This is a genomic window from Spongiibacter thalassae, assembly GCF_012272835.1.
Classification (GTDB): Bacteria; Pseudomonadota; Gammaproteobacteria; order Pseudomonadales; family Spongiibacteraceae; genus Spongiibacter; species Spongiibacter thalassae.
On the sequence record NZ_JAAWWK010000002.1, the window covers coordinates 382,421 to 397,021 of the forward strand.

Here is a 14,601-nt window from a genome sequence, read left to right on the forward strand (position 1 = left end):
ACACCATTAACACTGGCGGCGCCGCATCGGGGCAAAAGCTGGCGGCTGCGGGCAGCGAAGCCGCCGCTATTTCGTATATACTTGGCCGCGTTTTAGGCGCACTGATATCGGGTGCGCAGCTTTGAACGGAGAGGTGCGGTTGGCTACGGCGTTGGAAATTCGGCATTTGTACAGTGAACGCGACGAGCGTGTGCTGTTTGCCGACTTGTCTATCAATCTGCGCCCGGGTGAAATACTCCAGCTTGCAGGGCCCAATGGCAGTGGCAAGACCAGTTTGTTGCGTATTCTCGCGGGGCTGTCGTCCCGCTATGAGGGCGATATTGACTGGTGTGGTCAACCCCTGCGCCACCAGTGGGTGGATTATCGCCAGCGTATGCTGTATTTCAGCCATGGCAGCGGCATCAAACCCCAGTTGACCGCCGTGGAAAACCTGCGTTGGTCCTGCGCGATGCGTGGACAGGCAGTGACTGACGGAGAAATTTACGCTGCCCTGGACAGAGTGGGCCTCGGCGGCTTTGGCCAACAGGCTTGCTATACCCTGTCTGCGGGGCAGCAAAGGCGGGTGAACCTGGCCAGACTATTTTGCATCGACGCCTGTTTCTGGTTGTTGGATGAACCCTTTACCGCTATCGATCTGGCCGGTGTCGCCGAAATTGAACACTGGATTGCCGAATTTGCCGAGGGTGGCGGTATGGTGATGTTGACGACCCACCACCCACTGGCGATTGATCGTCCGGTGATTCGGGTTGACCTCGGCGGTGGCATATCATGAAGCGTATGGGCGTGTCCGCGGTGTTTGTTGCGATTCTACGCCGGGATCTGCGCAGCGCCCTGCGCAGTGGCAGCGAATGGGCCAACCCCTTATTGTTTTTCGCCATTGTCTGTACCCTGTTTCCCCTTGGCATCGGGCCGGATGCCAGACAGCTGGCGCTATTGGCACCAGGCATTCTCTGGGTAGTGGCGCTGTTGGCGTCGATGATGGCCACCGACAGCCTGTTTCGCAGCGACTACGATGACGGGACTCTGGAGCAGATGCTGCTTAGCCCGATGCCAATGTATCCTTTGGTACTGGCGAAAATTCTGGCCCACTGGCTGACCAGTGGTCTGCCGTTGTGCCTGATGTCGCCCCTGTTGGCCGTCATCTTGCAAATGCCAATGTCAGGGGTTCCGGTGCTGGTCGTCAGCTTGCTGATTGGTAGCGCTATTTTGAGTTTCATTGGTGCCATTGGCGCGGCGTTGACGGTGGGCTTGCGCAAGGGGGGGCTGTTGCTGTCGCTGATCGTGCTGCCCCTGTATATTCCCGTACTCATCTTTGGCAGTGCGGCGGTCAAATCGGCCATCGACGGCGTGGTGTATTTACCTACGCTGGCGTTACTGGGGGCCTTGTTTATGCTCGCCGTCGCCCTGGCGCCATTGGCGGTGGCCGGGGCACTGCGGATCAGTGTAGACCAATAATGTCGAGCAATAATGTGGGCAGGTAGTCTGGTTCGAATGGAACGAGTGTTCCCGAATGTGGTGATATAGGACAATAGAGTGGCAAATTGGGCTTGGTTTCATAAATGGGGTTCTCCGCGCTGGTTTTACCAATTCAGCGGACGGCTGTTGCCGTGGCTGGCGGTGCCCGGCCTGTTGCTGTTTATCGGCGGCTGTGTGTGGGGGCTGTTGTTTGTGCCCCCCGATTTCAAACAGGGCAACAGCTTCCGTATTATTTATGTGCATGTTCCCGCCGCCGCCGTAGCGATGGGGGCCTATATGTTTATGGCGACCGCCGCGGCGGTACACCTGATCTGGCGAATGAAGCTGGCGGCCATGGTGATGAAGGTGGTCGCGCCGATAGGTGCCTCACTCACCTTTTTGTCGCTGGTCACCGGTGCCGTGTGGGGTAAGCCCACCTGGGGAACCTGGTGGGTGTGGGATGCGCGCATTACTTCGGTGTTGATCCTGTTCTTTCTCTATTTGGGGATTATCGCCCTGCACCAGGCCTTTGAAAATCGTGAGGCCGCCGCCAAGGCCTGCGCCGTGCTGGCGATCGTCGGCGCAGTGAATATCCCCATCATCTATTGGTCGGTGGAGTGGTGGTACAGCTTGCATCAACCCGCCAGCATAAAGTTTATTGGTGAGTCGACCATTCACCCGACGATGCTGCGGCCCTTAATGGCTACGCTGTCCGGCATGTATTTGTTGTTTGGTTGGCTGGTGCTGCTGTATACCCGAGCTGAAATTATCGATCGCGAGCGCAACACCCGTTGGTTACAGGATATGTTGTTGACTGATCGCCCCGCCGATTCAGCAGAAAGGGGTGCGTAATGTATTTTGAAAGTGTTGAAGCGCTGCTGTACATGGATGGCCACGGCAGCTATGTCTGGTTTTGTTTTGCGCTGACCTTCGCGGTACTGGTCGGGCTGATTGTCCAGGCGCGGCGTCGGAATAGAACCGCGCGCCAACTACTGGCGTCGGCTGCCCGTCGCCGCCGCGCAGAGCAGCGTTCACCCCAGTGATAATTGGATAGAGGTAATAATGGCAATGCACCCCCTGCGCAAGCAGCGACTCGCCATCGTCGTGTTTATTTTATTGGCCGCCGCCGCGGCAGCGGCCTTTCTGGGCTATGCCCTGAGGGAAAACATCAACCTGTTTTACCCCCCTGCGGATATCGCAGCGGGCAAGGCGCCCCTGGACCGCAAAATTCGCGCGGGCGGCATGGTGGCAGAGGGCAGTGTTCAGCGTGCGACCGACAGCCTTAAGGTGCGCTTCGTCGTCACCGACTACAGCGCCAGCGTACCGGTGCAGTACGAGGGGATTCTTCCGGATCTCTTTGCCGAGGGCGAAGGTGTGGTGGTGACGGGGCAGCTTGCCGCCGATGGCGTATTTTACGCCGATGATGTGCTGGCTAAACACGATGAAAACTATATGCCCCCCGAGGTCAGCGACGCCCTGGAAAAATCGGGTAAATCGGCCCCCTATTCCGGACAGGAGAGCACAGGCTTGTGATAGTTGAACTGGGGCATTTTGCGTTAATTCTCGGCCTGTGTTTTTCCCTCGCACTGGCGGTGCTGCCGATGTATGGCGTCGTGCGCGGCGACGTGCGCTGTATGAATGCCGGTGGCCCGCTGGCGGTGGCGCAGTGCCTGTTTGTTACCCTCGCAACGGCGGCGTTGCTCTACGCCTTTCTCAGCGACGATTTCTCGGTAGATATCGTTGCCGCCCAGTCCAATACCCGTTTGCCCACTCCCTATAAATTCAGCGCACTGTGGGGCGGTCACGAGGGCTCGCTGCTGCTTTGGCTGGAGATTCTGTGCCTGTGGACATTGGCGGTGGCGATATTCTCCCGGCAATTACCCCGGGACATCCTCGCCCGGGTGCTGTCGGTAATGGGCATGATTGCGGTGGGCTTTTTCAGCTTTTCGCTGTTCACTTCCAACCCTTTTGCGCGACATCTGCACAATATTCCCGCCGATGGTCAGGATTTGAATCCACTGCTGCAAGACCCGGGAATGGTGATTCATCCGCCGATGCTCTATGTCGGCTATGTCGGGTTTTCCGTGGCCTTTGCCTTTGCCATTGCCGCGCTGTTAAGTGGCCGCATGGACGCCAGCTGGGCGCGCTGGTCACGGCCCTGGACCAACGTCGCCTGGCTGTTTCTTACCGTGGGCATCACCCTTGGTAGCTGGTGGGCCTACTATGAGCTGGGTTGGGGTGGTTGGTGGTTCTGGGACCCGGTAGAAAACGCGTCCTTCCTGCCGTGGTTGGTGGGCACCGCACTGATCCATTCGCTCGCCGTCACCGAAAAACGCGGGGCATTCAAAAGCTGGACACTGCTGTTGGCGATTTTTGCCTTTTCACTGAGCCTGCTGGGAACCTTTTTGGTACGTTCGGGGGTGTTGACCTCGGTACACGCCTTTGCCGCCGACCCGACCCGGGGCATGTTTATTCTCGGCTTCCTGTTTATTGTGGTGGGCGGCTCACTGACCCTTTACGCCTTGAAAGCACCTGCTCAAGCCCGTAGTCATGGATTTGGCTTGCTGTCGCGGGAGGCGCTGTTGCTGGCCAATAACATCCTGCTGATTGTCGCAGCGATGACGGTATTGCTGGGCACCCTGTTTCCGCTGGTGATGGACTTTGCGGGCCTGGGTAAATACTCCGTCGGCCCTCCCTACTTCAATGCTGTGTTCGTGCCAATTTGCTGTGTGTTAGCGGTATTGATTGGCATTGGGCCAAGCACCCAATGGAAGCGCAGCAGTACGACGAGCTGGCTGCGGGCGATGGTGGTCGCCGCCATTGCGTCGTTTATTCTTTCGCTTATTCTGCCCACCCTGTTCGGCGGTGAGTTTTACCTTGGTGCAACCCTAGGAGCTCTGCTGTTTTTCTGGATTGTGTGCAGTTCACTGGTCAGCGTGCGCCACAAGGTGCGCAATGCCTCGTCGCTGCTAACGGGCTTGAAGCGTCTGACGCCGTCCTATTACGGTATGTTGCTGGCCCATCTGGGCTTTGCCTGTGCGGTATTGGGTGTGGCGATGATCAGCAGCTTTCACGACGAACGCGATTTGCGCATGACGGTGGGCGAGCGCGCTGAAAGCGCGTTTTCCTACGAAGTTCGCTTTGATGGCATAGAGGCGATCACCGGGGCAAATTATCAAGGCCAGCGGGGCAATTTCAGCCTGTATAAAAACGGCGAGTATCTGCGTGACCTCCACCCGGAAAAGCGCCGTTATCATGCCCGTGCCAGCCAGGTGATGACCGAGGCGGCGATCGACGCCGGACTGTTCCGCGATATCTATATTGCCCTCGGTGAGCCGGTTGGTGAGGATGCCTGGGCGGTGCGTATTCACGTAAAGCCCTTTGTGCGCTGGATCTGGTTGGGCGGCGTATTAATGGCACTGGGTGGATTGCTGGCGATTGGTGACAAACGCTACCGCAGCAGTGCAGGGCGGTCGCGGAGCGAGCTGCCCAAAGGGGAGAGCTATGCAAAGACTTAAGTTGTTTTTACCGCTGATTATATTCGTCATTATGGCGGCGATATTCTTTGGCGTGGAGCGGCGGGTGCAGACGGGCGACTACGATCCCATGGCTCTGCCATCTGCGCTGGTTGATCGCCCGCTGCCGTCTTTCTCATTGCCGACCCTCGACGGTGGGCAGTTGAGCAATGCCGAGTTACCCGACACCTGGTTTCTGGTGAATGTTTGGGCAACATGGTGCCCGAGCTGCCATTTTGAACACCCCTTTCTGGTTGAACTGAAGGAGGAGGGCGTGGCGATTCTCGGCGTCGATTACAAGGACAAACTCGTTCCCGCCCAACGCTGGCTGGACGAAAAGGGCGACCCCTATTTCGCGACCCTGTTCGATAAGGTGGGTACCTTCGGGCTGGACCTGGGTGTTACCGGTGCCCCGGAAACCTATCTGGTCGATGCCGAGGGCATCGTGCGCTTCCGCTACCAGGGTGCGCTGGACCGGCAAATCTGGGACAAGGTCTTTGCGCCGCGCATCGCGGCGCTGCAAGGAACTGTCGAGGGAGGTGACAGCCAATGAGACTGCTCTGGCTGCTTGTTGTTACCCTGTTGAGTGTCAGCGCTTATGGGGTGATCGAAACCTACGAATTCGACACGGATTTACAGCGACAGCGCTACAACGCCTTTGTTGAGGAGTTGCGTTGTCCGAAATGTCAGAACCAGAATCTGTCCGGGTCGGACTCCGCCATTGCTGTTGATCTGCGTCGTCAGGTCCACAGCATGATTATGGATGGCAAGTCCGATATGGAAATTACCCAATATATGGTGGATCGCTACGGTGACTTTATCCTTTATAAACCCCGTTTTAGCGGCGCATCTCTGGCCCTGTGGCTGACACCGCTGGTGCTTCTGGGTATTGGCGTGGGGGTGTGGCTGACGATGTCGGTGAGACGCAATGTTAGCCAGCCGGCGCCGACAACCCTGGACGACGCCCAGCGGGCGAGGCTGGAGTCCCTGCTCGAAGACGATAAATCAGCCAACGGCGAGGGGCGGTAGACGCAGTGGAAATTTATTTTGGTATAGGCGCATTGTCGCTGCTGGCTATAGGCTTTTGCGCGCTGGCCCTGCGTCAGCCTCCGCAGCACAACGACACCCAGCTGCGCCGCGGCGCTCAGCGAACATTTTATCAACAGCGGGTGGCGGAGCTGCAGGCCGAGCGGGATGCCGCCACAATCACCGCAGAGCAATTCGACGAGTTGCGCGGGGAGCTGGATTTGCAATTGCTGGCGGAGAACAGTGATACCAGCAGTGCCGCCGAACGCGCTGCCCGCGGCCCTATTATCGCGACCCTGGTACTGGTGCCGGTGCTGGCCTGGTTGCTCTATGACTATCTCGGTTACCAGCGGGACCTGGCACTGCGTGATATGCAAAAGGCGCTGATCACCAAGGCCGAGCCCACTCGGGAAGATCTGGCAGAGTTTGAAAATCTGGTGACCGAGATTCTCGAGCGCCGTCCCGACAATGCCCAGTTGTTGATTATGATGGCGGGGATTCGCCGCCAGCAGGGTAATTACGTCGAGGCAGTGCCCTACTACCGCGAGTTGCAGCGCCTGTATCCCAAAGATGCCGACGTGCTCGCCCAGCTGGCTCAGGCCCGTTATTTGGCCCAGAACCGGCAGCTTGATAAGGAATCGGCGGAATTGCTGAGCCAGGCGCTGGCCATCAACCCCGATCAAGGCACCGCGTTGGGCGTGCTGGGTATTGACGCCTTTGGCCGTGGTGATTTCGCCAGCGCACTGAATTATTGGCAGCGTCTGTTGCCGCAACTGCCCGCCAATTCTTCCGAAGCCAGGGTGATTGCCTCCGGCGTTGCCGCAGCCAAAGAGAAGGCCATCGCGGCGGGGACGCTGGAGGGAATTAGCGTTGACCTGAATATCGACACGTCGCTGGGGTCTGTCCCCGCCTCGGTATTGTTTGTCGTTGCCAAAAGCAACGACGGCAATCCGATGCCGGTGGCGGCGCTGCGGATTCCGCTGGCGGCGGGTGAGTCGCCACCGTCGACGGTACACCTTACCGACGGCGATGTGATTCGCCAGGGGCAGACGCTGAAGGACTTCGAAGCACTGTCACTCGCCGCGCATCTGAGTATGTCCGGTACGGCAATTCGGCGTGCGGGCGACTGGGTGTCGACACCAGTGACCGTTAATACTGCCGACAAGGCCGCTGCACAGCTGAGCATTGACCGACAGTTGTGATGTCGGTATCCCATTGCCGGTATCGCGCGTAATCAGCTGTCATCGGCGGCATCTACCGCTATAATCGCGCTTTTGTGCGAACCGCCGTGGCGTCGGCGGCTGCTGTCTTCGCCCATCCAGACAGGCTTGGTTATCTTCGTATGCGTTTGAAAAGTATAAAATTGGCGGGTTTCAAATCCTTCGTCGATCCGACCACGGCTCATTTCCCCACCAATTTGTCGGCAGTGCTCGGCCCAAACGGCTGTGGAAAATCCAACATCATCGATGCTGTGCGCTGGGTAATGGGGGAAAGTTCGGCGAAAAACCTTCGTGGCGAGTCCATGACCGATGTCATCTTCAACGGTTCGGTCAATCGCAAGCCAGTCGGGCAGGCGTCGATTGAGTTGGTTTTCGACAACTCGGCGGGCAAACTCGGCGGCGAATATGCCCGCTACGCGGAAATTGCCATTCGCCGCAAGGTCACCCGCGAGGGTACATCGGAATACTTCCTCAATGGCACCAAGTGCCGCCGTCGGGATATTACCGATATCTTTTTGGGCACCGGTCTCGGCCCGCGCAGCTACGCGATTATCGAACAGGGCATGATCTCCCGGTTAATTGAGTCGAAACCCGAAGAATTGCGGGTGTTTATCGAGGAAGCGGCGGGTATCTCCAAGTACAAGGAGCGCCGTCGGGAAACCGAAAATCGTATGCGGCGCACCCAGGAAAACCTCGAGCGGCTGACAGACCTGCGCGACGAGCTGGAGCGACAGCTGCAGCACCTCCAGCGCCAGGCCGCCTCGGCAGAGAAATACACCGAATTTAAAAAGGAAGAGCGGCTGCTCAAGGCTCAGCTGCAGGTATTGCAGTGGAAGGAGCTGGACGGAAAAGTAAGCGAGAAAGAAGCGCGGATACGCGAGCTGGAACTTGAACGCGAGGCGATTGTAACCGAGCAGGTGTCAGTGGGCACCGGTATCGAAGTCGCGCGGGATCAGCACAGCCAGCTCAACGACACCTTTAACGAAGTGCAAGGGCGGTTTTACAGCGTGGGTGCAGATATTGCCCGGGCGGAACAGGCGATACAGCATCATAGCGAGCGCCGCCGTCAGTTGGACAGCGATCTGCAGCGGCTGGAGGTCAATATTCAGGAAACCACCCGTTTGCTGTCCGGCGACCGGGAAAAAATCGATCTGTGGCAGGACGAGATCAGCGGCATCGAGCCAGAGCTGGAAATTTCCCAGGAAGAAGAGGAGCTGGCGGGCGAGGCGCTGATTACTGCCGAAGAGGCGATGCAAAATTGGCAGCAGGCCTGGGACGAATTCAACCATTCGGCCGCGGGGCCACGCCAGCGGGCCGAGGTTGAGCAGTCGCGGATTCAGCATCTCGAGCTGAGTATGCAGCGCTTGCAGGAGCGTATGCAAAAGGCGCAAGCGGAAAGGAGCGGCCTGCCTGCACAGGATGTTGATGAGGACATCGAATTACTGCGACAGCAGGCCGCGGAGCTGGAGCTGGAAGGCGAAGCACTCCAGGAGCGACAAGAGGCTCTGCTGCCAGCGATAGCAGAAAGCCGCGATGCTATTCGCGCGGCCAGTGACGAACTCGACCGCCAGCGCAGCGATATGCAGCGCTGGCGGGGGCGTATGGCCTCCCTTGAGGCCCTGCAGCAGGCGGCCCTTGGTCAGGGCGACAAGACCCTTGGCGCCTGGCTCGACAAGCATGGCCTGGCTGATGCAGCGAGGCTGGCGGAGGGGCTTCAGGTTGATGAGAAATGGCAGCGGGCGGTGGAAACCGTGCTCGGCGACCAGCTTCAGGCAATCCGGGTAGATTCCCTCGACAGCCTGTCGGGAATCCTCGCCGAGCTGGACGAGGGGCAGCTCGGTTTTGTAGAGGACGCGACTGGCAGCCCGGGCTCGGCGAGTGGCTCGACCCTTGCCGACAAGGTTCAGGGCGGTGGTCCGCTGACCACACTGATGAGTCGTGTTCGTCTGGCGGAAGATTTACCCGCTGCCCTGGCCATGCGCAGTGGGCTAGCCGAGGGCGAATCAGTGGTCACTCCTGACGGCCTGTGGCTGGGTCAGCACTGGCTTCGAGTTAGCCAGGGCGACAATCCGCAAAGCGGTATCCTGCAACGCCAGGAAGAATTGGCGGAGCTGAAACTCAGTATCGAGCAGGGTGAAGCCCGGGTCGACAGCCTTGAACGAGAACTCGAGCAGCGCCGGGAAACCTTGAAACAGCAAGAAGCGGAGCGGGATACCTTGCAGCGGGATCTGCAAAGTCACGGTCGTCAGCAAAGTGAATTGCGCGCGCAGCTCAGTGCCCAGCAAGCGCGAATTGAACAAATCGGTGTGCGTCGCCAGCGGCTTGATGCCGATATTCAGGACCTTAGCGAACAATTTGAGGTCGAGCAGGAGGCGCTGGCCGAGGCGAGAATGACCCTGCAAGAGGCCATCGATGCCATGGAGCAGGATACCGGCAAGCGGGAACAGCTGCTCAGCCAGCGCGACAATAACCGCGCGGCATTGGATGCAGCGCGACAAAAAGCGCGGCAGAGCAAGGACCACGCTCACCAGCTGGCAATGCGCCTGCAGTCCTTGCAAACCCAGCGAGACGCGGCGCTGCAGAATATTGCCCGCACCGAGGAGCAGTTGGAGCAGCTGCGTGAGCGCAAGGAGCAACTGGTGGAGTCGATGGATGACAGCGACTCGCCGGTAGAAGAATTGCAAATGGAGCTAGAGGCGCGTTTGGAGCAGCGTCTGCGGGTGGAAGAGGAATTGAGTGAGGCGCGGCGAGCGCTGGAAGAAGTGGATCAGCAATTGCGCGCCCACGAACAACGTCGTCACACGATCGAACAGGGGCTGCACGCGATTGCGTCGAAGCTGGAGGGTGCGCGGGTAGAAAGTCAGGGCTTGCAGGTGCGGCGCAAGGGCTTGCAAGACCAGTTGCACGAAGCCCAGTTTGATTTGAACGCCGTGCTGGAAAGCCTGCCTGCGGAAGCCAACGAAGCCGAATGGCAGGAGCAGCTGGAAGGCGTCGGGCGGCGAATTGCCCGACTCGGGCCGATCAATCTGGCGGCCATCGAGGAATACAAGCAACAGTCTGAACGAAAGAATTACCTCGACTCACAGAACGACGATCTGGTCGAAGCGCTGGAAACTCTGGAAGCGGCCATACGCCGAATCGACAAGGAGACCCGCAATCGCTTCAAGGAGACCTTCGACAAGGTGAATAGCGGTTTGCAAACCCTGTTTCCCAAGGTGTTCGGTGGCGGCAGTGCCTACCTTGAGATGACCGGTGACGACCTGTTGAATACCGGTATCTCGATTATGGCGCGCCCACCGGGTAAGCGAAATGCGACGATCCATCTGTTGTCCGGTGGAGAAAAAGCCCTCACCGCTATTGCATTGGTCTTTTCCATCTTCCAGCTGAACCCCGCGCCATTTTGTATGCTCGACGAGGTGGATGCGCCGCTGGATGACGCCAATGTAGGCCGCTATTCTCGTCTGGTGAAGGAAATGTCCAGCGACGTGCAGTTTATCTACATCAGCCACAACAAAATCGCGATGGAGATGGCGGACCAGTTGATGGGGGTCACCATGCACGAGCCGGGGGTGTCGCGCTTGGTATCGGTGGATCTGGAAAAAGCGACGGAGATGATCGCTTCCTAGGGCCTGATAGACCGGCGTAGCGGAAGCGCCGATCAATTGTGGAAATTTTCCAGACCGCGTGGAACAATAGCGCCGGTAGGTGCTCTAAGACCGATGTACGTAAATTATTGAATCAAATCATAAAAGGCGGGTAAGGGCCGGGTAATGGATCTCAATGTAAGAGATTGGTTGGTAATTATTGGGGCATTATTAGCGGTCGCTGTGTTGCTGGACGGCTTTCGACGCATGCGCAATGAGCGTCGGGACACGATCCGCTTGAGTTCAAAAAAGCGCCGGGATGATGAAGACGAGCTGATTAACCCGGAGTTGCCCGGTTCGGCGCGAGTGGTCGCAGTGCGCGAAGCGCCGTCCCCCAGCTTACATACCAGACACGCACGGGCACCTCTTGCACAGAGTGAGCCCGAAGACGGCGTGGACGATACCGTTGCATCAGCGCAGCACGAATCAGCCGACGACGTGCTGTTCAGTGATCCCGCCGAAGAATACGGACGTCGCCCGGTCGATGATTACGCCCGCACAGAAATCGTTGAACCCGAAGCGCCGCGGCGCATGGCTGCTGACTCTGACGACGCCATGGCCGAGGCCGAAGAATCCAGAAGCGCACCGGCAAAGCCCGACTGGGCGCGAGAACCTCGGGAACAAAAACCTCGGGAGCAGAAGCCCAGGGAGCAAAAGGCCTCTACCCTCGGAGACGAGTTATTTGTCATCAAGGTCATGGCCGAGGCGGACAAGCCCTATATGGGCCAGGACCTGCTGCAGGTGCTATTGGCCTGCGACCTGCGCTACGGTCGAATGAATGTTTTTCATCGCTACGAAAATGCGGATGGCACCGGTGCCGAGCAATTCAGCGTGGCAAACCTGGTCGAGCCAGGTAGCTTCGAATTGGACGCCATCGACGATTTTTCCACTCCGGGTGTGGTGTTTTTTATGACCCTGCCAGGCCCCGAGCAGTCCATGCAGGCCTTTGAGGCCATGCTGGAAACAGCCCGCTGTCTGGTGAAAAACCTCGGCGGCACCATGCGTGACCAGAGCCACAGCGTGGCCACCAAACAGACCTTCGAACACTATCGTCAGCGCATTCGCGATTTTGAGCGTCGCCAGCTTACGCTGATGTAAAAGGCGCTATATTCCCATGTCAGATTCCACTGCGCGTCTGCGTATGCAGGCGCTGTGCGACCAGCTGAATCAGTATAATAACGAGTACTATGTGCTCGATGCCCCGTCCGTGCCCGACAGTGAGTACGACCGCCTGCTGCGCGAGTTACGTGAGCTGGAGGCGCAATACCCGGAGCTGCAACTGGCCGACTCGCCCAGCTTGCGTGTGGGTGGCGAGCCCCTGCCCGAGTTTCGCCAGGTGCGTCACGAAACTCCCATGCTGTCGCTCGACAATGTGTTCTCCGAGGACGAACTGCGGGATTTCGACCGCCGGGTGCGCGGTCGTCTGACTGACCCTGCCGAACTGCGCTACGCCTGTGAGCCTAAACTTGACGGTATTGCCGTTAGTTTACTGTATGTCGACGGCGTGCTGGTGCGGGCGGCGACCCGAGGTGATGGCCGCGTTGGTGAGGATATTACCCATAACGTGCGCACGATCAGATCAGTGCCTCTGAAACTGAAAGGGGGCGGTTGGCCCGCAGAGCTGGAGGTGCGCGGCGAAATTTATATGCCTCGGCAGGGCTTTGAAAAAATGAACGAGGCCGCCCGGCAGGCGGGTACCAAAACCTTTGTCAATCCACGCAACGCCGCAGCGGGAAGTTTGCGCCAGCTCGACAGCCGCATTACCGCGACCAGGCCACTGGAAATGTGTTGTTACGGCATCGCCGGTGCGGAAGAAGGGCTATTTGCGACTCATAGCGAGGGTCTGTATCAACTGGGCGAGTGGGGCTTTAACATCAACCCGGAAATGCGCGTGGTTGACGATATTGACGGCTGTCTGGCCTATTACGCTGATATGTTAAGCCGGCGGGATGGGCTGAGCTATGATATCGACGGTTTGGTGTTCAAGGTCGATTCATTGGCTCTGCAGGCGGAACTGGGCTTTGTGTCACGGGCGCCGCGCTGGGCTATTGCCCATAAATTTCCCGCCCAGGAAGAAATTACCCTCCTCAAGGATGTCGAATTTCAGGTTGGGCGCACCGGTGCGGTTACCCCAGTGGCGAAGCTGGAACCGGTGTTTGTCGGTGGGGTGACGGTGAGCAATGCCACCCTGCACAACCTGGATGAGATACAGCGCCTCGGGGTGAAAATCGGCGATACGGTGATCGTGCGCCGCGCCGGTGATGTGATTCCGCAAATTGTGCAGGTGGTGGAGGATCGCCGCCCGAAAGACGCGCGGGATATTGAAGCACCTGCGGCTTGTCCGGTTTGCGAGAGTCCGGTGGAGCGCGCACCGGGTGAGGCTGCCATGCGCTGTACCGGCGGTCTGGTGTGTGGCGCTCAGCGTAAGGAAGCGATCAAGCACTTTTCCAGCCGCAAGGCGATGGATATTGATGGCCTCGGTGACAAGCTGGTTGAGCAATTGGTAGATACCGGGCGAATCGAGACGGTGGCGGATTTATTCCGACTCGAGGCGGCGCAATTGCTCGACATGGAGCGCATGGGCCAGAAATCGGCGGACAACCTGGTTGCCGCGCTGGACAAGGCCCGCCATACCACTTTTCCGCGGTTTTTATACGCACTGGGTATTCGCGAAGTGGGGGAGGCCACAGCGCTGAATCTGGCTAAACACTTCAGAACCCTGGAGGCCTTGATGGCCGCCGATGAAGAGGCCCTGCTAGCGGTGGACGATGTCGGCCCCATTGTCGCCAGCCATATCGCCAGTTTTTTCGCCAGTGACTACAACCGCCAGGTGATCGCTCAGCTTCAGCAGAACGGCGTAGACTGGCCGGTAGAAAAACAGAGCGACGGTGAGCAACCGCTGGCTGGCCAAACCTGGGTACTTACCGGTAATCTGGAAACAATGACCCGTGGCGAAGCCAAAGAACAGTTGCAAGCCCTTGGGGCCAAGGTCGCCGGTAGTGTCTCCGCCAAGACCAGCTGCGTTGCGGCGGGGGCAAATGCGGGCTCAAAATTAAAGAAAGCAGAGGAGCTGGGTATCAAAGTGATTGATGAAGCGGGATTAATCGCCCTGTTGCAGGGTGGTGAAGCCCCGTGAAGGCTTTGGTGCTGTGCCTCGCAATACTGAGTCTGGCGGCCTGTACGACAGCGCCGCCGCGCAATTCTGGCGATATCTGCGCTATTTTCAAGGAAAAGGACGACTGGTATGACGATGCCAGTGACGCCTCCAAACGCTGGAACTCACCGATTCCGGTAATGATGTCGATCATGTACCAGGAGTCCGCTTTTGTCGCCAATGCCAAACCGCCGCGGAAATACTGGTTGGGCTTTATTCCCGCCGGTCGCATGTCCGACGCCTACGGTTATCCACAGGCGAAGGATGCTACCTGGCGGTGGTACAAGGACAAGTCCGGTAATTGGGGAGCTGACCGCGATGATTTCGCCGATGCCATTGATTTTATCGGTTGGTACAACAGTGTGAGTACACGCACGGTAGGTATCGCCAATCACGATGCCTATTCTCTGTATCTGGCCTATCACGAAGGGCACGGCGGGTTTAAGCGCCGCACCTTTGCTAAAAAAGCCTGGCTGCGGCGGGTTGCGTCAAAGGTGTCCTCGCGGGCAAACACCTATACCGCCCAGCTCAAGCGGTGCGAAGAAGACCTGAAAAAAGGTGGTTGGTTCTTCGGTTTATTCTAGGTT

13 protein-coding genes are annotated in these 14,601 nt (G+C 58.3%); all 13 read left to right on the top strand.

The window, feature by feature from the left end:
• Positions 1–139: 139 nt before the first annotated feature.
• The 13 genes from ccmA (at position 140) to HCU74_RS06020 (ending at position 14,598) form a co-directional block, all read left to right on the top strand.
• Positions 140–772 carry a cytochrome c biogenesis heme-transporting ATPase CcmA gene (ccmA, locus tag HCU74_RS05960; protein WP_168449500.1) on the top strand — a complete coding sequence of 211 codons (633 nt, stop codon included), beginning with the start codon at positions 140–142 and terminating at the stop codon, positions 770–772.
• Complete coding sequence (gene ccmB, locus HCU74_RS05965; protein ID WP_428480334.1) at positions 769–1,455, top strand: heme exporter protein CcmB; 687 nt, start codon at positions 769–771, stop codon at positions 1,453–1,455. Before ccmA ends, ccmB begins: the two co-directional genes overlap by 4 nt.
• 78 nt (positions 1,456–1,533) lie before the next feature.
• A complete protein-coding gene (locus HCU74_RS05970; RefSeq protein WP_168449501.1) occupies positions 1,534–2,307 on the top strand; it encodes a heme ABC transporter permease CcmC in 774 nt (257 codons plus the stop codon).
• On the top strand, positions 2,307–2,498 hold the full coding sequence (gene ccmD, locus HCU74_RS05975; protein ID WP_168449502.1) for a heme exporter protein CcmD: 192 nt from the start codon (positions 2,307–2,309) through the stop codon (positions 2,496–2,498). The genes HCU74_RS05970 and ccmD overlap by 1 nt, the downstream gene beginning before the upstream one ends.
• 25 nt (positions 2,499–2,523) lie before the next feature.
• Positions 2,524–2,988 carry a cytochrome c maturation protein CcmE gene (ccmE, locus tag HCU74_RS05980; RefSeq protein ID WP_168450037.1) on the top strand — a complete coding sequence of 155 codons (465 nt, stop codon included), beginning with the start codon at positions 2,524–2,526 and terminating at the stop codon, positions 2,986–2,988.
• Positions 2,985–4,973 carry a heme lyase CcmF/NrfE family subunit gene (locus tag HCU74_RS05985; protein WP_168449503.1) on the top strand — a complete coding sequence of 663 codons (1,989 nt, stop codon included), beginning with the start codon at positions 2,985–2,987 and terminating at the stop codon, positions 4,971–4,973. Before ccmE ends, HCU74_RS05985 begins: the two co-directional genes overlap by 4 nt.
• On the top strand, positions 4,960–5,523 hold the full coding sequence (locus HCU74_RS05990) for a DsbE family thiol:disulfide interchange protein (protein WP_168449504.1): 564 nt from the start codon (positions 4,960–4,962) through the stop codon (positions 5,521–5,523). The genes HCU74_RS05985 and HCU74_RS05990 overlap by 14 nt, the downstream gene beginning before the upstream one ends.
• Complete coding sequence (locus tag HCU74_RS05995; RefSeq protein WP_168449505.1) at positions 5,520–5,999, top strand: cytochrome c-type biogenesis protein; 480 nt, start codon at positions 5,520–5,522, stop codon at positions 5,997–5,999. The genes HCU74_RS05990 and HCU74_RS05995 overlap by 4 nt, the downstream gene beginning before the upstream one ends.
• 5 nt (positions 6,000–6,004) lie before the next feature.
• Positions 6,005–7,198, top strand: a complete 1,194-nt coding sequence (gene ccmI, locus HCU74_RS06000) for a c-type cytochrome biogenesis protein CcmI (protein ID WP_168449506.1) — start codon at positions 6,005–6,007, stop codon at positions 7,196–7,198.
• A 140-nt stretch (positions 7,199–7,338) separates the two neighbouring features.
• Entirely contained in the window at positions 7,339–10,842 is a 3,504-nt protein-coding gene (smc, locus tag HCU74_RS06005; RefSeq protein ID WP_168449507.1) for a chromosome segregation protein SMC, read from the top strand.
• Positions 10,843–10,986: 144 nt separating this feature from the next.
• On the top strand, positions 10,987–11,958 hold the full coding sequence (gene zipA / locus HCU74_RS06010) for a cell division protein ZipA (RefSeq protein ID WP_168449508.1): 972 nt from the start codon (positions 10,987–10,989) through the stop codon (positions 11,956–11,958).
• Between the two features lie 16 nt (positions 11,959–11,974).
• Positions 11,975–13,996, top strand: a complete 2,022-nt coding sequence (gene ligA, locus HCU74_RS06015; protein WP_168449509.1) for an NAD-dependent DNA ligase LigA — start codon at positions 11,975–11,977, stop codon at positions 13,994–13,996.
• Positions 13,993–14,598, top strand: a complete 606-nt coding sequence (locus tag HCU74_RS06020) for a transglycosylase SLT domain-containing protein (protein ID WP_168449510.1) — start codon at positions 13,993–13,995, stop codon at positions 14,596–14,598. Before ligA ends, HCU74_RS06020 begins: the two co-directional genes overlap by 4 nt.
• Positions 14,599–14,601 lie beyond the last annotated feature (3 nt).

What these genes read in the sequence shown, in the direction of transcription:
- smc (WP_168449507.1), top strand. Translation starts at nt 7,339, where the DNA reads ATGCGTTTGAAAAGTATAAAATTGGCGGGTTTCAAATCCTTCGTCGAT.
- HCU74_RS05990 (WP_168449504.1), top strand. Translation starts at nt 4,960, where the DNA reads ATGCAAAGACTTAAGTTGTTTTTACCGCTGATTATATTCGTCATTATG.
- ligA (WP_168449509.1), top strand. Translation starts at nt 11,975, where the DNA reads ATGTCAGATTCCACTGCGCGTCTGCGTATGCAGGCGCTGTGCGACCAG.
- ccmE (WP_168450037.1), top strand. Translation starts at nt 2,524, where the DNA reads ATGCACCCCCTGCGCAAGCAGCGACTCGCCATCGTCGTGTTTATTTTA.
- zipA (WP_168449508.1), top strand. Translation starts at nt 10,987, where the DNA reads ATGGATCTCAATGTAAGAGATTGGTTGGTAATTATTGGGGCATTATTA.
- HCU74_RS05995 (WP_168449505.1), top strand. Translation starts at nt 5,520, where the DNA reads ATGAGACTGCTCTGGCTGCTTGTTGTTACCCTGTTGAGTGTCAGCGCT.
- ccmD (WP_168449502.1), top strand. Translation starts at nt 2,307, where the DNA reads ATGTATTTTGAAAGTGTTGAAGCGCTGCTGTACATGGATGGCCACGGC.
- ccmB (WP_428480334.1), top strand. Translation starts at nt 769, where the DNA reads ATGAAGCGTATGGGCGTGTCCGCGGTGTTTGTTGCGATTCTACGCCGG.